This window comes from Mesorhizobium sp. CA7 (assembly GCF_020165015.1).
In the GTDB taxonomy this organism is placed as follows: Bacteria; Pseudomonadota; Alphaproteobacteria; order Rhizobiales; family Rhizobiaceae; genus Mesorhizobium.
This window is the reverse complement of the sequence record NZ_JAIUHH010000001.1, coordinates 140498-162690: the sequence shown is the minus strand read 5'-3', so window position 1 is coordinate 162690 and position 22193 is coordinate 140498. Positions and strand designations below refer to the sequence as shown.

Here is a 22193-nt window from a genome sequence, read left to right as displayed (position 1 = left end):
TGTTGCATGAAAAGCGGAGGGATGCGGAATGAGCGGTTTTGTGCTGGCCATCGATCAGGGAACGACCTCGACCAGGGCGATACTGTTCGACGACAAGATGAAAGTCGCCGGCACCGGCCAGCAGGAATTCGCGCAGCATTATCCGGCTTCCGGCTGGGTCGAACATGACCCGGAAGACATCTGGGCAAGCGTTCTCGCCACGGTGAAAGCGGCTTTGAAGGCCGCCGCCCGCACGGCATCGGATGTGGCCGCGATCGGCATCACCAACCAGCGCGAGACGGTCGTGATCTGGGACAAGGCAACCGGCAAGCCGATCCATAACGCGATCGTCTGGCAGGACAGGCGCACCGCGCCGCTCTGCCAGAAGCTGAAGAAGCAGGGACTGGAGAAGACATTCACGAAGAAGACCGGCCTGCTGCTCGATCCGTATTTCTCCGGCACCAAGATCGCCTGGATGCTGGACAAGGTGAAGGGTGCCAGAAGGCGCGCCGAGAGGGGCGAACTGCTTGCCGGTACCATCGACAGCTTTCTCATCTGGCGGCTGACCGGCGGCCAAATGCACGCCACCGACGCGACAAATGCCTCGCGCACGCTGGTCTACAACATCGAGAAGAATATCTGGGACGACGAGCTGCTTTCGATCCTGAAGATTCCGGCCGCGATCCTGCCGCAGGTGAAGGACTGCGCCGACGATTTCGGCGTCACCGAGAAGAGCCTTTTCGGGGCCGAGATGCGGATCCTCGGGGTGGCCGGCGACCAGCATGCGGCGACCATCGGCCAGGCCTGCTTCGAGCCCGGCATGATGAAATCCACCTACGGCACCGGCTGCTTCGCGCTGCTCAACACCGGCGCCGATCTGGTGCGTTCGAAGAACCGGCTTTTGACCACCATCGCCTATCGGCTCAACGGCAAGACAACCTATGCGCTGGAAGGCTCGATCTTCATCGCGGGCGCAGCCGTGCAGTGGCTGCGCGACGGCATCAAGGTGATCGGCAAGGCCGAGCAGAGCGGAGTATTGGCTGCGGCCGCCGACCCTGCGCAACAGGTCTATCTGGTGCCGGCCTTCGTCGGCCTCGGCGCGCCGCATTGGGACGCGGATGCGCGCGGCGCGATCTTCGGGTTGACCCGCAATTCGGGCCCGGCCGAGTTCGCCCGCGGGGCACTGGAATCGGTCGCCTTCCAGACGCGCGACCTGCTCGACGCCATGCGCAAGGACTGGAAAGGCGCCTCGGCCAAGACGGTGCTTCGCGTCGACGGCGGCATGGTGGCATCCGACTGGACCATGCAGCGGCTCGCCGACATTCTCGACGCACCGGTCGACCGTCCGACGATCCTGGAGACGACGGCGCTGGGCGCGGCCTGGCTTGCCGGGTCGAGGGCGGGTGTCTGGCCGAAAGCGAAGGACTTCGCCAAGAGCTGGGCGCTGGAGCGGCGCTTCAAGCCGGAGATGGACGCCGCAACGCGGGGTGCGAAACTGGCCGGATGGCGCGATGCGGTGCGCAGGACGCTGAGTGTGTGAAGCGGTTTACGGGACCGGGCGAACGGGAAATGCAGCCGGATTGGTATCCTGCCTGGCGCGATGAGGCCTTTCAACAGCTCATCGCCAAGAATGCGCGCCTGGCGAAAGATTTTCGCCTCGGCAGTTGGTCGCGTTACGACTGCGATTTGACGGCAGGAAAGCTGCTGTTCTCCGACCGGAGTGGAGTCAAGGTCGTTTCGGAAATCCAGGTTGCGGGCTCTACCAGCGCCAAGGCTGGCAATTGGCTCTGGGCTTGGGCCAATTCGATTTGGCCTTCGGAGTTCATAACTGACGCCCAGTCAGCTCGATCTTTCGGTGAGAAGCACGGCATCGGCGAGCTAACTCAAGACTATGTGACGGACGAAGATCTTAATGCACTCGGTTGGGAATTGACCTCGGCAGCGGCTCGGATTTGCAACGCCTGCGGAGCCTATCGCTCTCCTTCTGATGAAGGCGTAGGTCTGTATCTGATTTTGAAGAACATTAGCTGGGCCAGTTGAATTCGGCTGAAGGGCAACGAGAGAGCCCGCGCCTTGCGGCACGGGCTCAGTCAACGGCCCTGGGTACTGACTGGAGGCTGTCAGTAGGGCGAAACGCACTGCTGACGCGGGCCGTTGTTAGGCTGGAAGGTGTTGTCCGAGGCGCGATAGGAGCGGTAGCGGTCGTAGCACCACTGCACGTGCGCGTTGCCGCGATAGAGGCGGTTGTTCTCGCTGTTGACGATGGCGCCGGTGATCAGCGCGCCGGTCGCGAAAGCTGCCAGCGGAAACCAATAGTCGCCATGCCGGCGATAGCCGCGGCGATACTCACGATAGCCGCGATGGCCGTTCCAGTATACGGCGTCACCACGACGCGAGAAATCCCGGTTGAAGCTGCGGTGCCTTCTCCAGTCCCGATACTGCACGGTCTGAAGATCTGACGACAGGCCCTGGGGTTGCGGTACATAAGCTGGCTGAGCGTTGACCGGCACCATCTCCGCCGCGAGGAACGACGCCGAGAGAGCGGTTGCCAACAGGCCGGATGCGATCTTGTTCATTGATCTTCTCCTCGATGGTTGATGGGGACGTCCTGTTTTGCGAAACGGGCCCGAATTGCAATGGTTCCCGTTCCAGCATCAGCCCATTGTGTCAGCCCATTGTTATTGTAGGGCTTTCTGAAGCAGCCCCAGGCCGGGCCATTGGCGCAGGCATCGAAAGCCGTTCACCCGCGGCGTCCCTTCGAATCCGTTCAAGAAATCCGCCTTGGAAGCCCGTCTTTTTCCGGTTGACCGGCCGCGGCACTCTCCCTATGTTCCGCGCAATTTCGAGGGCGGCGTTCCGAGCCCACGGGAGCGCGTAGCTCAGCCGGTAGAGCAACTGACTTTTAATCAGTAGGTCATGGGTTCGAATCCCATCGCGCTCACCAAAATTTTTAACACCCAAATAGATGCGAGATCCGACCCACGGGCGCTTCCATGTCCGGGGCGATCGAAGCAGCACATTTGTCTGCGTCTCCGGCAATCGGAACAAAAGCTTGCGCGCGGCTGTTTCCCTGTTGAAGGGACCGCAATCTGGGATGCGGATACAGTGGACGTACTGAACTTGGAACTGGCCAGGGCCAGGCTGCGCGTCAAGCGCGCAGAAACTTCGCTCAATCATGCAAAAAGAAATGCTGGATGAAGAATGTGGCGTCGGGATCAATCTCGCGCTGTGCGACCGCATAAGGTCGGAGAAGAAGCGAGTGGCGGAGGCCAGAAAGCGGCTGATGAAGATCGCTTCGACCGCCTCAGCGTAATGGGGTGACTTGCCCGAAGGCAAGAGAGATCCTGCCGCGTTGCCTTGTCCCTGGATGGGGTCGTGGTTAAACTCGGCGCCTCCGAGGGAGGCTCCAGGATGGCACTTGACCTTTCGGTAGATGCACAGGCGCCCAAGGCGGCGACGCCGCCGGGCAGATATCTTTTCGGCCCGGTCGCCGATTTCCTGATGCTCGGCGGCAGCGCGTTTCTGATCCTGCCACTGCTGTTCCTGGTGCCGCGCGAGTATGAAGGCTCATTGGCCGCGACGATGGTCGTCGTGGCCTATCTGGTGAACTATCCGCATTTCGCCCACTCCTACCAGATTTTCTACCGCAATTTCGGCCGCAAGGTGCGTGGCGAGGGCTACGACAGAAGCCTGCAGCTCCGCTACATTTTCGCCGGCGTCATCGTGCCAGTGGTCATGACCCTGTTCTTTGCCTATGGCGCGGCGACGTCGAACACGCGGCTGCTCGGCTTTGCGGCCAACGCAATGTTCTTCTTCGTCGGCTGGCACTACGTCAAGCAAGGCTACGGCATGCTGATGGTCGACGCCGTCCTGAAGCGCAAATTCTTCGACGACCGGGACAAGAAGGTGCTGCTCGTCAACAGCTACGCGGTGTGGATCCTGGCCTGGCTGCAGACGAATACGGCAGTGACGCAGGGGCAATATTACGGCCTTCAATATTACACCTTCGCGGCGCCGTCCTGGATCACCGACATCGCGGTGCTGGCGGCCGTTGGATCGACGGCGGCCACGCTTTTCATGCTGGTCAGCCGCTGGCGAAGGAATGGCGGCGGACTACCTTACAACGGCATCGTGGCCTATGTCGCCTCGCTCTATCTCTGGATCCTGATCGCCAGGATTAACCCGCTCTGGCTGCTCGTGGTGCCGGCGCTGCACTCGCTGCAATATCTGGCCGTGGTGTGGCGCTATCAAACCAATGTCGAGCGTGACGTCTCGGATGCCGCGCGGGATCCGGAGCCGAAGATATTATCCGTGCTCGGGCCCCGCTGCAGGCTGCGGGTGCTGGGATTCATCATCGGGGGCGGCGCCCTCGGCTATCTCGGCTTCTGGCTGATCCCCTTCGTGCTGACCGCCCTGGTTCCCTACGACAAGCAGGTGCTCGGTTCGTCGCTGTTCTTCTTCATCGTGCTGATCTTCATCAACGTGCACCACTATTTCCTCGACAATGTGATGTGGCGCCGCGGCAATCCGGAAGTGTCCAAATATCTGTTCCGATAGGGAAATCAGCGTTGCGGGCAGACGCGCCCGGTCACGCGATCAGCGACACGTTTCCGCCGGCGTGGCGCTCGAGCCGTCCGGCAAGGTCGAGCTCCAGGAGCACCATGGCAATCTGCGCGGCGCTCAGTCCCGTGTGGCGGATGATCTCGTCTATGCCTGTCGGCGTGGGCCCGAGCGCTTCCAGCACATCGGCGCGGTCGTTTTCGCCTGGCGGCGGCATGGATGATATGTCGGGCGCCTCGGCAAGTGGGGCGGTTCTTGGAAGCCTGGCGCCGGCAAGCGGCGCCAGCGCGCTAAGGATATCGGCGGCTTCGGTGACCAGCGTGACGCCGTCCTTGAGCAGCGCGTTGCAGCCGGCAGCGCGCGGATCGAGCGGCGAGCCCGGCACGGCGAAGACCAGCCGGCCCATTTCGTTGGCCAGGCGCGCGCTGATCAGCGAGCCGGAGCGCTGCGCCGCCTCGACCACCACCAGTCCAAGCGCCATGCCGGCCACCAGGCGGTTGCGACGTGGGAAATCCTGCGCGCGCGGCTGCCACCCGAAGGGCATCTCGGAAACAATGGCGCCGCCGCGATCGGCGATCTCATCGCAAAGGCCGGCATTTTCAGGCGGGTAGGGGACATCGAGCCCGCCGGCCAGCACGCCGACTGTGCCGGTCGAAACGCTGCCTTTGTGCGCGGCCGTATCGATGCCGCGCGCCAGGCCGGAAACGATGGCGTAGCCGTCTCGGCCGAGATCGGCCGCCAGCATGCGCGCCATCTTGATGCCGGCCAGCGAGGCATTGCGAGCGCCGACAATCGCCACCGCCGGCAAGCGGAAGACCACGCCTTCGCCTTTCACCGCGAGCAGCGGCGGCGGGTTGTCGAGAGTCTTCAGCAGGGGCGGATAATCGGCCTCGCCGATGCCGACGAAGCGGGCGCCGGCGCGCCGCGCGGCCTCCAGCTCGGCTTCGGCCTCGGCGATGGAGGGGATGCGGACGATGCGATTGGCGCCGCCGGAGATCATCAGCTCCGGCAGCATTTCGAGCGCGGCTTCGGCCGAGCCGAAGCGGTTGATCAGCTCGCGAAACGAGGCCGGGCCGACATTGGGCGTGCGGATCAGGCGAAGCCAGGCAAGCCGCTGCCGATCGCTGAGACGCGGGCCGGCAGCCAGGGCGCTCATCCCTTCGCCCCGATCTTGCCCTCGGTGCCGGCGAGCAGTCGCGAGATGTTTGCTCGATGCTTGACGATGACGATCAGGCTCATCAGCGCGAACAGGCCCGCGATCTGCGGCATGCTTGTGACATAGAGCGCGATCGGCACGACCACCGCGGCCGCCAATGCCGCCAACGAGGAATAGCGGAACAGGAAGGCCATTGCGAGCCAGACGACGGCGAAGACAAGCATGCCTTGCCAGGCAAGGCCAAGCAGCGCGCCGAGATAGGTGGCGACACCCTTGCCGCCCTTGAAGCCGAGCCAGACCGGGAAGAGGTGGCCGAGAAAGGCACCGAAACCGGCCAACAGTCCGAAGTCCGGCGAAAAATGTCCGGCGATCAGCACCGCGGCAGTGCCTTTCAGCGCATCGAGCAGCAGAGTGGCGGCAGCAAGGCCCTTGTTGCCCGTCCTCAGCACATTGGTCGCGCCGATGTTGCCGGAGCCGATCTGGCGGACATCGCCGAGCCCGGCCGCACGGGTGATCAGGAGCCCGAACGGGATCGAGCCGAGCAGATAGCCGAAGACGAGCGCGATCACGTAACCCATTGTTTCCCCCATATTTCCTGCCGCCCGGTTGCTCGCCCTATGATTGATACACTGTGCGATGCAACCATAGTTTGCAAGTGCTGGCCCTGCTTGGGCGTGAATTTATCATAATGGTAGAGTCGGGAGGGTTCGCCAAGCAAGTCTATGCCGGGCAGGCTGAGCAGGGCTTAAGCGATGCGGTGGCTTATGCGGAAAACACCGTGCGGCCCGCCACCACCGTTTGCAGGACCGTGCCCTGCAGGCGTGCGCCCTCGAAACAGGTGTTCTTGGAGCGCGAGCGCAGACCGCTCTCGCTGACGATCCACGGCGCGTCCAGATCGACGACCGCGAGATCGGCCGGCGCCCCCGGCTTCAGCGTGCCGCCCGGCAGGCCGAACAGTCTGGCCGGCGCCGTGGACAGCGTCTCGATCAGCCTCAACAGCGGCACGTCGCCATTGTGGTAGAGCCGAAGCGCCGCGCCCAGCAACGTCTCCAGCCCGATGGCGCCGGCAGCGGCGTCGGCGAAGGGCAGGCGCTTGGTGTCGACGTCCTGCGGGTCGTGCGAGGAGACGATGATGTCGATCGTGCCGTCCTTGATCGCCTCGATCATCGCCAGCCGGTCGTCCTCGGCGCGCAAGGGCGGGGTCAGCCGGAAGAAGGTGCGGTATTCGCCGACGTCGTTCTCGTTGAGCGACAGATTATGGATGGCGACCCCGGCCGTGACATTGGCGCCGTCCGTCTTTGCCCGGTTCACCGCGCCGGCCGCCATCGCCGACGAGATTTTTGCCGCGTGATAGGCGCCTCCGGTCAGCCGGGCCAATGCCAGGTCGCGTTCGAGCGGGATCAGCTCCGCTTCGCGCGGAATGCCCGACAGGCCGAGCCAGCTCGCATAGAGCCCTTCGTTCATCACGCCGGACGAGGCGAGGTCGGCATCTTGCGTTTCGTGCGCGATGACGCCGCCGAAATCGCGCGCATAGGTCAGCGCCCGGCGCATCACCAGCGCATTGGCGATCGTGTGGCGGCCATCGGTGTAGGCGACGGCGCCTGCCTCGCGCAGCAGGCCGAACTCGGTCATCTCGCGGCCTTCGAGGCCCTTGGTGATCGCTGCCGATGGGAAGATGTTGACGCTAGCGGTGTCGCGTGCCGTGCGCAGCACGAACTCGACCAGCGCCACATTGTCGATCACGGGATCGGTGTCCGGCATCATGACGATTGAGGTGACGCCGCCCGCCGCCGCGGCGACGCTTGCCGAGGCGATGGTCTCGCGATGCTCGCCGCCTGGTTCACCGATGAAGACACGCGCGTCGACAAGGCCTGGAATGATCGTCTTGCCGGCGCAGTCGACGACGGCGGCGCCTTCCGGCACGCCTTGGTTCAACGCGGCTTTCCCGGCAGCGACGATCTTGCGGCCGTCGACGATGACGCTGCCGATCTCGTCGACGCCGCGCGAGGGGTCGACAATGTGCGCCTTGCTGAAGACAGTGACGCTCATGCGCCGCGCCCCTCATGGTTGCGACGCGGATCAAGCAGCGCTTCCATCACCGCCATGCGCACGGCGACCCCCATCTCCACCTGTTCCTGGATGACGCTTTGCGGTCCGTCGGCGATCTCGGAGGCGATCTCGACGCCGCGGTTCATCGGGCCGGGATGCATGACCAGCGCATCGTCCTTGGCAGCTTTCAGCTTCTCGGCATCAAGGCCGAAATAGCGGAAATATTCGCGGATCGACGGCACGAAAGCGCCTTCCATGCGCTCGCGCTGCAGGCGCAGCATCATGACCACGTCGGCATCCTTCAGGCCTTCGGCCATCGAGCGCGACACGATCACCCCCATCCTATCGATGCCGGACGGCAGCAATGTCGAGGGCGCGACGACGCGCACCTGCGCGCCAAGCGCGTTCAGAAGCATGATGTTGGAGCGGGCGACGCGCGAATGCAGGATGTCGCCGCAGATCGCCACGATCAGCTTCGACAGCGGCCCCTTGGCGCGGCGGATGGTCAGCGCGTCGAGCAGCGCCTGCGTCGGGTGCTCGTGCGCTCCGTCGCCGGCATTGACCACCGAGCAGCCGACTTTCTGGGCGAGCAGGGCAGCCGCGCCAGCCGATTGGTGGCGGATGATCAGGATGTCGGGGCGCATGGCGTTGAGGGTCATCGCCGTGTCGATCAGCGTCTCGCCCTTCTTCACCGAGGAGCTCGCCACCGACATGTTCATGACGTCGGCGCCGAGGCGTTTGCCGGCCAGCTCGAAGGACGACTGCGTGCGGGTCGATGCCTCGTAGAACAGGTTGATCTGGGTGCGGCCGCGCAGCGTCGAGGTCTTCTTTTCCGATTGCCGCGAGATCGCCACGGCCTGATCGGCGCGATCGAGCAACAGCTCGATATCGGCCGGGGACAGATCGCGGATGCCCAGAAGATGGCGGTGGGGAAAGAGCGGCAGGGACGAAGCGTCGGTCATCTCAAGGCGCTGCTATAGGGTGCGGTCCGGCCTGCCGCAAGCGCCAGCTTTGGATTGCGGGCGTTCTCCCCGGTATTTTCGTCGCGCGCCTTCCGTGGCTTGGGCTATAAGGCCCGGAGGCTTCGGATTCGCGACCGCGGCCTTGCAAATGCTAAGAACCTCTCGGCCAATTGAAGGATTGGGCAACTGAAGGATTGGGCGTGACCGACGAGGTGATCAACCAGCCGCCGCCGCTGGCAGGCGGCAATGCATGGCGGGGCGATCCGTTGCTCATCCAGCTTGCCGAGCGTTTTTCCGATGCCGTGCGCAAGGACCTCGACGGGCTTGGCCGGTTCGTGATGACGCAGGAGGCGCAGGAGCTTGCCCGCCTCGCCAACACCGACACGCCGAAATTGCGCACCCATGACCGGCAGGGCCGGCGCCTCGACCTGGTCGAATACCACCCGGCCTATCACGCCTTGATGCGCCGCTCGATTGCCGGCGGCCTGCATTCTTCGGTGTGGGAAAACGGCGACGCCGAGATCGGCCGCCGCCATCAGGTGAGAGCGGCGCGCTTCTACCTGACCGCCGAGCTCGAGACGGGGCATCTGTGCCCCATCACCATGACCAGCGCCTCGCTGGCGGCGCTGATGGCGAGCCCGAAACTTTTCCGCGAATGGGCCCCGCGCGTAACCACGCGCAAATACGACCAGACGCAGAAGCCGCCGGTGCAGAAGATCGGGCTGACGCTCGGCATGGGCATGACCGAGAAGCAGGGCGGCACCGATGTGCGCGCCAACACCACCAGGGCGGAGCGCACCGGCAGCGGTTTTTACCGATTGACCGGCCACAAATGGTTCATGTCGGCGCCGATGTCGGATGCCTTCCTGGTGCTTGCCCAGGCGTCGGAGGGACTGTCCTGCTTCCTCGTTCCGCGCATCCTGGGCGATGGTTCCGGCAACGGCTTCCGCTTCCAGCGGCTGAAGGACAAGCTCGGCAATCGCTCAAACGCCTCGTCGGAGGTGGAGTTCGTCAATGCCATCGGCGAGATGGTCGGCGACCCCGGCGCCGGCGTGAAGACGATCATGGACATGGTGACGCTGACCCGGCTCGACTGCGCGGTCGCTTCGTCGGCGCTGATGCGGGCGGGCCTTGCGGAGGCCGTGCATCACACGCGTCATCGCCAGGTGTTCGGATCGAACCTGATCGACCAGCCGCTGATGCAGCGGGTTCTCGCCGACATGGCACTCGATGTCGCCGCGGCAACGGCGCTGTCGTTCCGGCTGGCGCGTTCTTTCGACGAGGCGGCAAGCGACCGTGGCGAGGCGGCCTTTGCACGCGCCATGACGCCGGTGGTCAAATACTGGGTCTGCAAGATCGCGCCGGCGCTGCTTTACGAGACGATGGAATGCCTTGGCGGCAACGGCTATGTCGAGGAAGCGCCGCTTGCCCGCTATTATCGGGAGGCGCCGGTCAATGCGATCTGGGAAGGATCGGGCAATGTCATGGCGCTCGACGTGCTGCGCGTGCTCGGCCGCGCGCCCGGCCTGTTCGAGGAAGTGCTCGCCGGCATCGACCGCGATCTCGGCACCGGCGGGCGCGGCACCATCGGCGTGCTGAAGGCGGCCATGCAGGTCGCCGCGACCGACCAGGGCTCGGCGCGCCTTCTCACCGAACAACTCGCGCTGTCGGCTGCGGCGGCGGAGCTGCGCCGGCTGGGAGCAGGGCGGATCGCCGACGCCTTCGTCGAAACGCGGCTCGGCGGACAGTGGCGCACCACCTACGGCATGCTCGATTCGCGCCACGACGCGCGCATGATCATCGACACGCTTTATCCGCCAGTGACCTGATCCCGCCCTAAATCGAGGAGCATGAGGCCGAAAACCGCTTCGCGCTCTCGGCTTCATGCTCCAGGGCGGATTGCCCATCTGTGGATAGCTGTTAACCTTAACAAATGGTTTCCGTTGCGGTGAGCCGACGCAAAGCCCAATCTCCGTTTGCTGGAGTAGGGAAAGGTTAACCATGACCTCCCCGAGCTCCGTCAGCGGGAAGCGTATGCGGCACGTGTTGAGCTCAGTTCTGGCCTTGCATTGGGCGGCGGTTTTCGCCCTGCTTGCCTATATCTGCATGGACGGCAGCCGCGGCATAGCGACGGCGCTTGGCGTGCTTGGCCTCTCAGTCCAGGCCAACGGGCTTGCCGGGCTGGAAAATGTCGCCGTTCTGGCGCCGCTTTCCATCGCGCTCCTGACCGTCGCGGTGTTGTTCTGCTGGGCCTTCGTCGAAACGCTGCTGAACGCGGCGGCAAGGCCGGACGCGGGCGAGAGCGTGGCGCGGACCGCCTTCGTCGCGGCATCGCTCCTGCTTTCGCTGATCCTCGTCGGCGGCGTGGCGCAAGGCATAAACGGCCTGTTCATGATCGTCGCCATCCAGATGACGGCGCTGCTTGCCTCCTATGTCGCGGTGCTGGCTGAACGCCGCTCCGGCTTTGCCGCAATGCATTTGCCCGAGGGCGATGTCCGCGCCGCCGCGCGCATGGCGATGGGCGCCGCGCACAGCTCGCTTCTTTCCCGCATATCCGGCCGCCCGGAAAACAAGCCTGGAGGCAGGCGCTGATGCGCACGATATTCACGCTCTGGGCTGCTCCGATGGCCATCTTCTGGGGTTGGTTCTTCCTGTCGGCCAACGACATGAATTTCGGCTATGCGATGCTGAGCCGACAGGTGCACGATTTCGCTTTCCAGCTCTACGGCCAGATGCTCGGCGTCGATCCGGCGATCATTCCGGGCATGGTGGCGCGGACCTGCATTTTCGACTTTTTCCTGCTCATGGGACTTTGGGCCTTCCGCCGCCGGCGCAACATCGCCGAATGGATCAGGCAGCGCCGGCACGGCGATATCAGCCCCGATCGGCTCGGCCAAGCGACTGAAGCCGGTCCAACGCTCCCTGCAGAATAAAGGCGGCGGCCGCCGAATCGATCTTGCCGGCGCGCTTCTTGCGCGAGAAATCCATCTCGATCAGTGTCCGTTCCGCCGCGACGGTCGACAGCCGCTCGTCCCACAGCACGAAGGGCAGGTCGGAAAGCGGCGCCATGTTGCGGACGAAGGCGCGGGATTTTTGCGCTCGGGGCCCTTCCGAGCCGTCCATGTTGACCGGGAGGCCGAGCACGACGGCGCCGACATTGTCCTTGTCGAGCTGAGCGAGCAGTTGGGCGGCATCCAGCGAAAATTTCTTACGTAGGATGACCGGGCGCGGATGGGCGAAGGACAGCCCGCGGTCGGAGACCGCCATGCCGATCGTCTTGTCACCGAGATCGAGCCCGGCGAGCGTCTTGCCGCCGGCAAGCCGCGCCGGCAGTTCCTCGATTGAAATAATGCCCAACGGCTTCCTCTGATATCCAGGCGTCACATCCTTTTGACGTTTAGGAGGAGGGCGCCACTTTCAATTTGCGACTAGCGTTCTATCTTCCGGCAACGGAGAAATCGAGGAAAGCGTTCATGAAACTGACCTGGTACGGGCATTCGGCATTCCGCGTCGAGACCAAGGACGCCACCATTCTCATCGACCCCTATCTGGTCGGCAATCCATCGTGGACGGGCGGCTGGGAAGGGCCGGCGGAAGGCGTGACCCATGTTCTCCTGACTCATGGCCACAACGACCATGTCAGCGGCGCGGTCGAAGTGCTGAAGAAAAGCGGCGCCATGCTGGTCGCCAATTTCGAGATCTGCATGTATCTCGTCGGCCAGGGCGTCAGCGGCGACAAGATCAATCCGGGCAATATTGGCGGCACCGTCGATTGCGGCCCTTTCACCACGACCTTCGTCCAGGCGCTGCATTCGTCCTCCTTCGGCGGCGAAGGCGGCACGAACACCTATCTCGGCAATCCGGGCGGGCTCGTCCTGCACTTCCCCGAAGACAAGACGCTCTACCACATGGGCGACACCGACATCTTTTCCGACATGGGCCTGATCAACGAATTGCACGAACCGAAGATCGGCATCGTGCCGATCGGCGATCGCTTCACCATGGGCGGCGCCGTGGCGGCCCTTGCCTGCCGCCGCTTCTTCGGCTTCGATACGGTCGTTCCCTGCCATTTCGGCACCTTCTCGATGATCGACCAGACCGCCGACAAGTTCGTCGCCGGCATGGAAGGCTCGGGCATAAAGGTGGCGCTGCCGGACATCGGCAAGGCGATCACGATCTAGGTTTCTCTGCGTCGGAAGAGCTCTGCTCCCAAACCAGGAAAAGATGCGCTGCAGACAGGCCGGCAAACCGTGGCGGCCATTATCACTGCGAGGGCGTGGCATTGCCGCTTAAGCGCCCGGGGAGCAACCGCGTGGCGATCGGACCGGCATGATCCGTGTTGCACGCTGAGCGCCGCGCCGCTATAGCCCGAACTGGTTTTGCCGAGGCGATAGAACATGTCCGTTGATCTTCAGACCGTGAAGCGCGTCGCGCACCTTGCCCGCATAGCGGTAAGCGAGGAGGACGCCGAGCGCATGACCGGCGAATTGAACGCCATTCTCGGCTTCGTCGAGCAGTTGAACGAGGTCGATGTTTCGGGCGTAGAGCCGATGACCTCGGTCACGCCGATGGAGATGAAGAAGCGCCAGGATGCCGTCACCGACGGCAACAAGGCCGCCGACATCGTCGCCAACGCGCCGGCGACGGACGAGAACTTCTTCCTCGTTCCGAAGGTGGTGGAGTAGAGCGTGGCTGTCGAGATCGCCGTCGAGACGCCTTTGCAGGACGACGTGCGCGCGCTGGTCGCCGAACTCAACGCCGCGCTGCTCGAACTGACGCCGCCCGAGCACTGCTATCATCTCACCGTCGAGCAGATGGCCGATGAGAGTACGACGGTGTTCATCGCCCGCGACAACGGCCTTGCCGTCGGCTGCGGCGCGCTCAAGCGCCATGACGATACGGTCGGCGAGGTCAAGCGTATGTACACGCGGCCTTCGCATCGCGGCCGCAAGATCGGCGCCGAGATTGTCGCACGTGTCGAGGCGCTTGCCCGGCAGGAAGGGCTGAAGCGCCTGGTCCTTGAAACCGGCGATCGGCACCCCGCGGCCTGGACCGTCTATGAGCGCGCCGGATTCTCGCGTTGCGGACCGGTGCTGGATTATCCCGATTCCGAGTGGTCGGTGTTTTACGAAAAGAGCCTTGCCTGATGAGCGATCTCACACATCTCACCATTTCCGAGACCCGCGCCAAGCTGCGCGGCAAGGAGATCACCGCGGCCGAGATCACCGAGGCCTATCTCGCGGCGATCGATCGCGCCAATCCGGTGCTCAATGCCTATGTGACTGTGACCGCCGACAAGGCGCGCGACATGGCCAAGGCTTCCGATGCCAAGTTGGCCACGGGCGAGGGCGGCGCGCTGGAAGGCATTCCGCTCGGCATCAAGGACCTGTTTGCCACCGAAGGCATCCACACCCAGGCCTGCAGCCACGTGCTGGACGGCTTCAAGCCGCGCTACGAGTCGACCGTGACCAGCAATCTGTGGGCCGACGGCGCCATCATGCTCGGCAAGCTCAACATGGACGAGTTCGCCATGGGCTCGTCCAACGAGACCTCCTATTACGGCCCGGTGATCAATCCGTGGCGTCGCTCGCGTATCGATACGGTCGTCATGCCAACGACGCATCAGGGCGATGGCGGCTTTGTGTCCGCCGGCGGCACGAAGACGGCGCGGACCTTGGACAACGCCCAGCTGGTGCCGGGCGGCTCGTCGGGTGGGTCGGCTTCGTCGGTGGCCGCCTTCCTTTGCGCCGGCGCCACCGCCACCGATACCGGCGGCTCGATCCGCCAGCCAGCCGCCTTGACCGGCACGGTCGGCATCAAGCCGACTTACGGGCGCTGCTCGCGCTGGGGCATCGTCGCCTTCGCTTCCTCGCTCGACCAGGCCGGGCCGATCGCGCGCGATGTGCGCGACGCCGCGATCCTGCTGAAGTCGATGGCCTCCGTCGACCCGAAAGACACGACCTCGGTCGACCGTCCGGTGCCGGACTATGAGGCGGCGATCGGCAAGCCGATCAAGGGCATGAAGGTCGGCATTCCGAAGGAGTATCGTGTCGAAGGCATGCCGGAAGACATCGAGGCGCTCTGGCAGAAAGGCATCGCATGGCTGAAGGACGCCGGCGCGGAAATCGTCGACATCTCGCTACCGCACACCAAATACGCCTTGCCGGCCTACTATATCGTGGCTCCTGCCGAAGCTTCGTCGAACCTCGCCCGCTATGACGGCGTGCGCTACGGCCTGCGCGCGCCCGGCAAGGACATCGTCGACATGTATGAGAAGACCCGCGCCGCCGGTTTCGGCCGCGAGGTCAAGCGCCGCATCATGATCGGCACCTATGTGCTGTCGGCGGGCTATTACGACGCCTACTATCTGCAGGCGCAGAAGGTGCGCACGCTGATCAAGCGCGACTTCGAGAACGTCTTTGCCGCCGGCGTCGATGTGATCCTGACGCCAGCGACGCCGTCGGCCGCCTTCGGCATCGCCGACGAGGACATGGCCTCCGATCCGGTCAAGATGTATCTCAATGACATCTTCACCGTGACGGTGAACATGGCCGGCCTTCCCGGCATTTCGGTGCCGGCCGGCCTCGACGGCAAGGGCCTGCCGCTCGGCCTGCAGCTGATCGGCCGCCCGTTCGACGAGGAAACGCTGTTCCAGACGGCCAACGTCATCGAGCAGGCCGCGGGCAGGTTCCAGCCGGAGAAGTGGTGGTAGCGTCGCCCCTCATCTGACAAGGGGCGATGCATGTTCTATTATCTTTCCAAGATTCTCTGGTTCTTCATCCAACCGATCAACCTGGCGATCTTCCTGTTGCTTCCCGGCCTGCTGGCAGCGATGCTCGGGCGCCGGCGGCTGGCGGCCGCGGGCAGTGTGCTCGGCATCGCGATCCTGGTCCTTTCGGCCTGGACGTCGGTCGGCGCGATGATGCTCAATCCGCTCGAAGAACGCTTCCCCAAGCCGCCATTGCCCGAGAAGGTCGACGGCATCGTCGTGCTTGGCGGCGGCTTCGAGGGCGCCATCAATCTGGCGCGCGGCGGTTACGAGCTGAACAGCAGCGGCGACCGCATGGTGGAGACAGCGATCCTTGCGAGGCGCTTTCCGCAAGCGAAGGTCGTCGTATCGGGCGGCAACGGCTCGCTTTTTTCTCGACGGCGAGGGCGACGCCGACACGGCGCCGCGGCTGCTCGGCGCCTTAGGCGTTTCCGCCGATCGCCTGATCCTAGAGGATAAATCCCGCAACACTTACGAGAATGCGGTGTTCTCGCGAAAATTGGTCGAGCCGAAGCCGGGCGAGACCTGGCTGTTGGTGACCTCGGCTTTCCACATGCCGCGCGCCAAGGCGCTGTTCGACAAGGCGGGTTTTGCGACCGTTCCGTGGCCGGTCGACTATCGCACCTCGGGCAGGGAAGGCGTCGGCCTCTACCGCGACAATCCGGTGGATTCGGTGCAGGCGACCACCATCGCATTGCGCGAATGGATCGGGCTTTTCGCCTACAGGCTGTCCGGCAAGATCGATCAGTTCTTTCCCGGGCCGGGCGGCTGACCGAGCACGGCTTGCCGCGCCGCCGAGAAGAACTGGCGCCGCACCAGCACGGCCAGAAGCACCAGCGTCGATATCACGAAGACGACCGGGTCGACGAACCAGCCGAGATAGCCGATCGAGAAGAAGACGGCGCGCAATCCGGAGTTGAAGTGCTTGCCGGCAAGCACGTTCATGCGCGTCGCTCGCCACACCGCCGTTTCGCTGACCGGGTTGCGCGAAGCCGGGCCATGCGGGGTCGGCACCGCGCCGATCAGGATCGAGCAATAGTTGAACAGGCGGTAGGCCCAGCCGAATTTGAAGAAGGCGAAGGCCAGGACAAGCACCAGGCCGAACACCTTGGTCTGGAAGGCTTCGCGTGACGAGGCCGCGCCGAAGGGCAGGTCGGCCAGAACCTCAAGCACGCGGTCAGAGGCGCCGAGCAGGGCAAAGCAGCCGCCGAGCGCGATCAGAGAAGACGAAGCGAAGAAGGCGGTGCCTTGCTGCAGGCCGCCCATGATGGCGGTGTCGACGATGCGGATTTCACGCTCGGCCATATTGCGCATCCAGGCCTCGCGCTGGGCGTTCATTGCCGTGGTCAGCGACATGCGACGGACCAGCTTGCCGTCCGAGGCGAGCGTGTGCGCAACCCAGACGACCAGGAAGAAAGCCAGCGCCGCCAGATCGGCCGTCGAAAGATGAAGTGAGTCGCCCATCCACTGCTTTTAACACAAGCGGCGCCAGCACTTCGACAGGCGGCAAGCGATGTCGCTGGCGGAGCAAACAAGGTCGGCAGCCGCAGCGCCGCGCCATGCAAAACAGCGGAAACATCGCGGGGAATTCCTATATGTAAGCCTTGAGCGGTCCTCAGGAGACGACGCCCCAGTGTTCCTTTCGGTTTTCGACCTGTTCAAGATCGGCATCGGCCCATCGAGCTCGCACACCATGGGGCCGATGACGGCCGCGCGCCGCTTCCTCGACGAGATCCTGGCCGGCGACTGGCCCCGGCCCGCCGGCGTCAAGGTTGACCGCATCGGCGCCAGCCTGCACGGCTCGCTTGCCTATACCGGCATCGGCCACGGCTCCGACCGCGCCGTCATCCTCGGCTTGGCCGGCCAGACACCGCAGACGGTCGATCCGGACGAAGCCGACGGCATCGTCGCCCGCATCGGCGCGGAGAAGCGGGTTTCGCCGCCCGGGCATCCGACATACCGCTTCGATCCCGCCAAGGACCTCGTGCTCGACCGCAAGACGCCGCTGGCCGGCCATGCCAACGGCATGGCCTTCTATGCCTATGATGCGTCCGACCGGCTGCTGCTCAAGCGCATCTATTATTCGATCGGCGGCGGCTTCGTCGTTTCCGAGGAAGAGCTGCAGCGCATGAAGGCAAAGGGCTCGGTGACGACCGAGGGCAAGAAGGTACCGTACCCCTTCAAGAACGCCGCCGAAATGCTGGCCATGGCGGCCAAGAGCGGGCTTTCGATCGCCGAGATGAAGCGCGCCAACGAGGAAATGCATATGTCGCGCGAGGAGCTCGACGAAGGCCTCGACGCGATCTGGGGCGCGATGAAGGGCTGCATCGATCGCGGCTTGTCGCAGGACGGCATCATGCCGGGCGGGTTGAAGGTGCGCCGCCGCGCGCGGCAGCTGCACGACAAATTGCAGGAACAGTGGCAGCAGAACAGGCCAAATCCGTTGCTCGCCAATGATTGGCTTTCGATCTACGCCATGGCTGTCAACGAGGAGAACGCCGCCGGCGGTCGCGTGGTTACGGCGCCGACCAATGGCGCTGCCGGCACGCTGCCGGCAGTGCTGCGCTACTGGCTGCATTTCCATCCCGAAGCCGACCAGCCGAGCATCCGCGACTTCCTGCTGACGGCCGCCGCCGTCGGCGGCATCATCAAGTCCAACGCCTCGATCTCGGGCGCCGAGGTCGGTTGCCAGGGCGAGGTGGGTTCCGCTTCGGCGATGGCCGCCGCCGGGCTTTGCGCCGTCATGGGCGGCACGCCCGAGCAGGTGGAGAACGCCGCCGAGATCGCGCTCGAGCATCATCTCGGTATGACATGCGATCCTGTCGGAGGCCTTGTGCAGGTGCCCTGCATCGAGCGCAACGCGCTTGGCGCGGTGAAGGCAGTGACGGCGGCCTCCTTGGCCATCAAGGGCGACGGCACGCATTTCGTACCGCTCGACGCCGCGATCGAGACCATGCGCCAAACCGGCCTCGACATGAACGAGAAATACAAGGAAACCAGCCTCGGCGGCCTCGCGGTCAATGTGGTGGAGTGCTGAGGTCTTCTCGAGACCCCAGGCTGGCCCTGTGGAGAAGTCGCTCAAGGCGTTGACGCGTCAACCCTTGCGGCTAAATCTTGGGGCATGTCACTCAATCTTATCAAACTGTGCGTCGGTTGCGACAGCGTCGAGGACCTCGAAGAGTGGATCGCCTTCCGCCTCGACGAGCGGCGCCGTGCGGGCGAGCCGGCCGAGCACTGGCACACCACCCGCATGGTGCCGACGCGCGGCGATGAGATCACCGACGGCGGCTCGCTCTATTGGGTGATCAAGGGCAGCGTGCAGTGCCGGCAACTGATCACCGAGATCCGGCCCTTCGTCGACGGCGAGGGCATCGGCCGTTGTCATCTGGTGCTCGATCCTGAGGTGGTGCGCACCGACTGGCAGCCGCGCCGCGCCTTCCAGGGCTGGCGTTATCTGACGCCCGCCGACGCACCGGCCGATCTCGGCAAGGGCAGGGCGGCACTCGCCGAAATGCCGCCGAAGCTCAGGCTCGAACTCGCCGAACTCGGCCTGCTGTAGCGCCGCGCCGGCCGGCAAACCCACCGCTGGCCCTTCGGCTCGTCCGATGTGGGACTTGCAAGCGCCGGACCTTGGTCCCATCCTATTTGTTATGCTCGGTCATCCGTATGGCGGTGCTAATCGATGGGTGTGATCCTCGCTTTGGCAGCGGTGCTTGTGGTGCTTTTCGGCGCCGCCATGCTCTTTGTGCGCGCTGATCCCGCAAGGATGGCCGATAGTCTGAGATCGCTTGGACCGGCTTTTCTGGGACTGGTCGGGGCGCCCATGCTGGTCTTCGGCCGCAGCCTTATCGGCGGACTGCTTTTGCTCGCGGCGCTGGCCTGGGTCGGCTGGATACGCACGAGGCGGCCTCCGGCGCGCGCCGCCGCTTCCAAACATTCGACGGTGCGCACTGCCGCGCTCGAAATGGACCTCGACCACGACAGCGGCAAGCTCGAGGGGCTCGTCCTGGCCGGGCGTTATGAAGGTAAGATGCTGGGCGCAATGGGGCTGACGGACCTGCGCCAGCTTCATGGCGAGCTCAGCCCAGATATGGAGAGCCGCCAGCTCCTAGAGACGTATCTTGACGGCCGTTTTCCCGTCTGGCGCAAGGACGCGCAGCCGCACAGTGGCGAAGGGCTGGGTGTTGCGCCAAGTGCGGGCTCCATGACTAAGGAGGAGGCCTACAAGGTCCTTGGTCTTGAAGCGGGGGCTGCCGCGGCGGATATCCGCAAGGCGCACCGCCGCCTGATGCAGCGCCTGAACGCCGATGTCGGCGGCACGTCTGTCCTGGCGGCGCGGATCAATGAAGCCAAGGACGTCCTGCTCTCCAATCACGATTAGTCTCCTTCGACGCGGGTACTTTCCCGGAGATTTCAACAGCCGCCTATTGCTCGACGGCGTAGCACGAGATTTTCTTGCGCTTCAGGGCGTCGCAGGCCTTCCAGGCGGCGTCCTTCGAGCCGAAGCCGCCGAAACGGGCGCGGTAGTAGGTGGTGCCGTCCTTGTCGAAAGCGACCGTGAAGCCCGATGCGTCCGCCAGGACCCTCGGCGCCTGCTTGCTCGTCTTTTCGAGCAGCGCCTGGGCTCCGGTTTTCGTCGGCGACGATGCAACCTGAACGACCCAGCCGGAGGGCACTGACGACGTCTTGACCGGATCGATCGCCGGTGCTGCGGGCGATGAGTCGGCATAAGCGGTGACGACCTGGGCCGAGGCTTCCTCGGTTTTGGCGGGCGGCGCCATCGCGGCCACGGCAACCGTCTTCACCTTCTTGATCTGGATCACCGGTTTCGTCTCTTCGGCGACCTGCTGGCTGTCGTCCTGGACGTCATCGTCGGCTGAGGCGACGACAGCGTCATCCGTAGCCGGCTTGGCGTCCGGAGTCGGCGCGTCATGCTTGGGCAAAAGGACCTTGGCCAAGGTCTTGATCGGATTGTCGTTGCCCTTGGCGATGAGATCGCCGCCGCCGCGCGTCGAGGCGCGCGGCAGATAGGTGTTGATAAGCGCGGCCATCTGGTTGTCGCGGCTGCGGCCGGAAGCGCCACCCATCACCACCGCAACGAGGCGGCGGTCGCCATCGGCAACGGAGGAGACGAGGTTGTAGCCTGAAGCGCGGGTATAGCCGGTCTTGATGCCGTCGACGCCCTTGATGCGGCCGAGCAGACGGTTATGGCCGTTGATGCGCTGACGGCCATATAGAAACGAGCGCTGCGAGAAATAACCGTAATATTGCGGATAATGCTCGCGGAGCGCGATGCCCAGCATCGCCATGTCGCGAGCCGTGGTGAACTGGCCGGGGTCGGGCAGGCCGTTGGCGTTGCGGAAGACGGTGCCGTTCATGCCCAGCTGGCGCGCCTTGGCCGTCATCATGCGGGCGAAATTGTCTTCGCTGCCGCCAAGCATCTCGCCAAGCGCGGTCGCCGAGTCGTTGGCTGATTTCGTCACGATCGACAGAATCGCGGTCTCGACCGGAACCGAGCCGCCGGCGCGCACTCCGAGCTTGGTCGGCGCCTCGGCGGCGGCATGAGCGGAAAACGGAACCGGGGTGTTCTTGCTGATCCTGCCCTTCGCCAGCGCTTCGAAGGTGAGGTAGAGCGTCATCATCTTGGTAAGCGAGGCGGGATAGCGCCGGCCATTGGCGTCAGCAGAGTAGAGCACCTTGCCGGTCTTGGCGTCCACGACAATGGCCGAGGCTCTCGCTGCCATTGCTGACGCCACATCGGCGACGACAACCGTCATCGCGAGCGCGGCGATCATAATTGCCCTGAGGGAGAAAGATTTGGAGACTAGCCCCGACAACGCCTGACGCACCGTTACTTACCCTGAATTTTCGTTGCCCCGGAGGCGGCAAAGGGAGTGCCGACCTCACTTCCAGCCAAGCTATCGCGCCCAGCGTTACCAATCCGTTTATGGTAACCGCCGCGTTCACCATTTTTCGGCAAATCGAGCTTCTCTTTAATCGAATTTTACCGGCTGCCGGCGCTGGACCCCCTGCATATCAAGGGGATTCTTGACTTTTGTGCATCGCACAATATATTGAGGTGCATTGCACAAGGGCGCCCGGGGCAAAAAGGGCGTTTCAACCAAAGGGAAGTATGAAATGACCCAGACCTATGAGGACTTCACGAAATACGGCAAGGAATTTGCCGACACCGGGCTGAAGAGCTTCGCCTCGCTCACCAAGGGCGCGCAGGCGATCGCCACCGAAGCCGGCGAATACACCAAGAAGAGCTTCGAAGCCGGCACCGCCGCCTTCGAGAAGCTGTTCGCGGCCAAGTCGATCGAGAAGGCCGTCGAGATCCAGGCCGATTACGCCAAGCAGAGCTATGAGAGCTTCGTGGCCGAGGCCAGCAAGATCGGCAATCTCTATGCCGAGCTCGCCAAGGAAGCGTACAAGCCCTTCGAATCGGTGGTCGCCAAGGCGAACTAATTTCGCCCGATCACGCCGGACACGGCCAGCGGGCCAATCAAAAGGACCCGGTCGCGGAAAGGCGGCCGGGTTTTTTCATGCGTGATCGCAACCTGACGCACCTTGCCGCATTCACGATTGAGAAATTCGCTGCGGTTTGCCCACCTAGCCATATTGTCAGCTAAACAGAAGGGCTTAAAATCGTCCATCGAGAACCTACATGTTGAACTCGCATGAGGATTCGAAAAGGCTGGACTACGTGACGATCGGT

At 64.0% G+C, this 22193-nt stretch carries 23 protein-coding genes, 1 tRNA gene and 1 pseudogene; 16 read left to right on the top strand and 9 right to left on the bottom strand.

Annotation, left to right across the window (positions count from 1 at the left end):
- The first annotated feature begins 28 nt into the window (after nucleotides 1-28).
- Both glpK and LB552_RS00745 read left to right on the top strand, forming a co-directional pair.
- Nucleotides 29-1519: a glycerol kinase GlpK gene (gene glpK, locus LB552_RS00750; protein ID WP_224601247.1), complete on the top strand. Its 1491-nt coding sequence runs from the start codon at nucleotides 29-31 to the stop codon at nucleotides 1517-1519.
- Between the two features lie 29 nt (nucleotides 1520-1548).
- Nucleotides 1549-2019, top strand: coding sequence for a DUF6882 domain-containing protein (locus tag LB552_RS00745; protein WP_224601244.1), 471 nt, complete (start codon nucleotides 1549-1551; stop codon nucleotides 2017-2019).
- An 80-nt stretch (nucleotides 2020-2099) separates the two neighbouring features.
- Here the strand turns inward: LB552_RS00745 and LB552_RS00740 are convergent, their stop codons facing one another.
- Nucleotides 2100-2555, bottom strand: coding sequence for a BA14K family protein (locus tag LB552_RS00740; protein WP_224544455.1), 456 nt, complete (start codon nucleotides 2553-2555; stop codon nucleotides 2100-2102).
- Nucleotides 2556-2847: 292 nt separating this feature from the next.
- Here LB552_RS00740 and LB552_RS00735 point away from each other — a divergent pair.
- Nucleotides 2848-2923, top strand: a tRNA-Lys gene (locus tag LB552_RS00735).
- A 467-nt stretch (nucleotides 2924-3390) separates the two neighbouring features.
- On the top strand, nucleotides 3391-4536 hold the full coding sequence (locus LB552_RS00730; protein WP_224601242.1) for a hypothetical protein: 1146 nt from the start codon (nucleotides 3391-3393) through the stop codon (nucleotides 4534-4536).
- A 31-nt stretch (nucleotides 4537-4567) separates the two neighbouring features.
- Here the strand turns inward: LB552_RS00730 and dprA are convergent, their stop codons facing one another.
- From dprA to LB552_RS00710, 4 genes are all read right to left on the bottom strand, one after another.
- Complete coding sequence (gene dprA, locus LB552_RS00725) at nucleotides 4568-5695, bottom strand: DNA-processing protein DprA (RefSeq protein ID WP_224601240.1); 1128 nt, start codon at nucleotides 5693-5695, stop codon at nucleotides 4568-4570.
- Nucleotides 5692-6273 carry a glycerol-3-phosphate 1-O-acyltransferase PlsY gene (gene plsY / locus LB552_RS00720; RefSeq protein ID WP_224601238.1) on the bottom strand — a complete coding sequence of 194 codons (582 nt, stop codon included), beginning with the start codon at nucleotides 6271-6273 and terminating at the stop codon, nucleotides 5692-5694. The genes dprA and plsY overlap by 4 nt, the downstream gene beginning before the upstream one ends.
- Nucleotides 6274-6457: 184 nt before the next feature.
- Nucleotides 6458-7744: a dihydroorotase gene (locus tag LB552_RS00715; RefSeq protein WP_224601236.1), complete on the bottom strand. Its 1287-nt coding sequence runs from the start codon at nucleotides 7742-7744 to the stop codon at nucleotides 6458-6460.
- Nucleotides 7741-8706 carry an aspartate carbamoyltransferase catalytic subunit gene (locus tag LB552_RS00710; RefSeq protein ID WP_140696184.1) on the bottom strand — a complete coding sequence of 322 codons (966 nt, stop codon included), beginning with the start codon at nucleotides 8704-8706 and terminating at the stop codon, nucleotides 7741-7743. The genes LB552_RS00715 and LB552_RS00710 overlap by 4 nt, the downstream gene beginning before the upstream one ends.
- A 200-nt stretch (nucleotides 8707-8906) precedes the next feature.
- On the opposite strand from LB552_RS00710, the gene LB552_RS00705 reads away from it, so the two are divergent.
- The 3 genes from LB552_RS00705 to LB552_RS00695 all read left to right on the top strand — a co-directional run bounded on the left by LB552_RS00705 (nucleotide 8907) and on the right by LB552_RS00695 (nucleotide 11639).
- On the top strand, nucleotides 8907-10535 hold the full coding sequence (locus tag LB552_RS00705; RefSeq protein WP_224601234.1) for a DNA alkylation response protein: 1629 nt from the start codon (nucleotides 8907-8909) through the stop codon (nucleotides 10533-10535).
- Nucleotides 10536-10740: 205 nt separating this feature from the next.
- A complete protein-coding gene (locus LB552_RS00700; RefSeq protein WP_224602221.1) occupies nucleotides 10741-11298 on the top strand; it encodes a hypothetical protein in 558 nt (185 codons plus the stop codon).
- Nucleotides 11298-11639: a DUF6105 family protein gene (locus LB552_RS00695; protein ID WP_140841241.1), complete on the top strand. Its 342-nt coding sequence runs from the start codon at nucleotides 11298-11300 to the stop codon at nucleotides 11637-11639. The genes LB552_RS00700 and LB552_RS00695 overlap by 1 nt, the downstream gene beginning before the upstream one ends.
- On the opposite strand, the gene ruvX is transcribed toward LB552_RS00695, so the two are convergent.
- Nucleotides 11581-12063: a Holliday junction resolvase RuvX gene (ruvX, locus tag LB552_RS00690; protein ID WP_224601232.1), complete on the bottom strand. Its 483-nt coding sequence runs from the start codon at nucleotides 12061-12063 to the stop codon at nucleotides 11581-11583. The two genes, LB552_RS00695 and ruvX, sit on opposite strands and share 59 nt — an antisense overlap.
- A gap of 116 nt (nucleotides 12064-12179) precedes the next feature.
- On the opposite strand from ruvX, the gene LB552_RS00685 reads away from it, so the two are divergent.
- The 5 genes and pseudogenes from LB552_RS00685 (at nucleotide 12180) to LB552_RS00665 (ending at nucleotide 16247) form a co-directional block, all read left to right on the top strand.
- Complete coding sequence (locus LB552_RS00685) at nucleotides 12180-12887, top strand: metal-dependent hydrolase (protein ID WP_224601231.1); 708 nt, start codon at nucleotides 12180-12182, stop codon at nucleotides 12885-12887.
- Nucleotides 12888-13103: 216 nt separating this feature from the next.
- Nucleotides 13104-13391 carry an Asp-tRNA(Asn)/Glu-tRNA(Gln) amidotransferase subunit GatC gene (gatC, locus tag LB552_RS00680; protein WP_095765337.1) on the top strand — a complete coding sequence of 96 codons (288 nt, stop codon included), beginning with the start codon at nucleotides 13104-13106 and terminating at the stop codon, nucleotides 13389-13391.
- A gap of 3 nt (nucleotides 13392-13394) precedes the next feature.
- Nucleotides 13395-13853 carry a GNAT family N-acetyltransferase gene (locus LB552_RS00675; protein ID WP_224601229.1) on the top strand — a complete coding sequence of 153 codons (459 nt, stop codon included), beginning with the start codon at nucleotides 13395-13397 and terminating at the stop codon, nucleotides 13851-13853.
- Nucleotides 13853-15418 carry an amidase gene (locus LB552_RS00670; protein ID WP_224601227.1) on the top strand — a complete coding sequence of 522 codons (1566 nt, stop codon included), beginning with the start codon at nucleotides 13853-13855 and terminating at the stop codon, nucleotides 15416-15418. The genes LB552_RS00675 and LB552_RS00670 overlap by 1 nt, the downstream gene beginning before the upstream one ends.
- 30 nt (nucleotides 15419-15448) lie before the next feature.
- A pseudogene (locus LB552_RS00665) lies at nucleotides 15449-16247 on the top strand (YdcF family protein).
- Here the strand turns inward: LB552_RS00665 and LB552_RS00660 are convergent.
- On the bottom strand, nucleotides 16220-16939 hold the full coding sequence (locus LB552_RS00660; protein WP_095765341.1) for a DUF599 domain-containing protein: 720 nt from the start codon (nucleotides 16937-16939) through the stop codon (nucleotides 16220-16222). The pseudogene LB552_RS00665 and the gene LB552_RS00660 sit on opposite strands and share 28 nt — an antisense overlap.
- 169 nt (nucleotides 16940-17108) lie before the next feature.
- Here LB552_RS00660 and LB552_RS00655 point away from each other — a divergent pair, with 169 nt between their 5' ends.
- From LB552_RS00655 to LB552_RS00645, 3 genes are all read left to right on the top strand, one after another.
- Complete coding sequence (locus LB552_RS00655) at nucleotides 17109-18512, top strand: L-serine ammonia-lyase (RefSeq protein ID WP_095765342.1); 1404 nt, start codon at nucleotides 17109-17111, stop codon at nucleotides 18510-18512.
- Between the two features lie 84 nt (nucleotides 18513-18596).
- A complete protein-coding gene (locus LB552_RS00650; RefSeq protein ID WP_224601225.1) occupies nucleotides 18597-19034 on the top strand; it encodes a DUF1489 family protein in 438 nt (145 codons plus the stop codon).
- 123 nt (nucleotides 19035-19157) lie between these two features.
- The gene (locus LB552_RS00645) at nucleotides 19158-19856 is read left to right on the top strand and encodes a molecular chaperone DnaJ (RefSeq protein ID WP_224601223.1); all 699 of its coding nucleotides are present in this window, start codon (nucleotides 19158-19160) and stop codon (nucleotides 19854-19856) included.
- 43 nt (nucleotides 19857-19899) lie between these two features.
- Here LB552_RS00645 and LB552_RS00640 read toward each other — a convergent pair whose 3' ends face one another.
- On the bottom strand, nucleotides 19900-21324 hold the full coding sequence (locus LB552_RS00640) for an SPOR domain-containing protein (protein WP_224601221.1): 1425 nt from the start codon (nucleotides 21322-21324) through the stop codon (nucleotides 19900-19902).
- A 289-nt stretch (nucleotides 21325-21613) separates the two neighbouring features.
- Here LB552_RS00640 and LB552_RS00635 point away from each other — a divergent pair, with 289 nt between their 5' ends.
- Nucleotides 21614-21943, top strand: a complete 330-nt coding sequence (locus LB552_RS00635; RefSeq protein WP_224601219.1) for a phasin family protein — start codon at nucleotides 21614-21616, stop codon at nucleotides 21941-21943.
- Here LB552_RS00635 and LB552_RS00630 read toward each other — a convergent pair.
- The gene (locus LB552_RS00630; protein WP_224601218.1) at nucleotides 21940-22131 is read right to left on the bottom strand and encodes a hypothetical protein; all 192 of its coding nucleotides are present in this window, start codon (nucleotides 22129-22131) and stop codon (nucleotides 21940-21942) included. The two genes, LB552_RS00635 and LB552_RS00630, sit on opposite strands and share 4 nt — an antisense overlap.
- Nucleotides 22132-22193 lie beyond the last annotated feature (62 nt).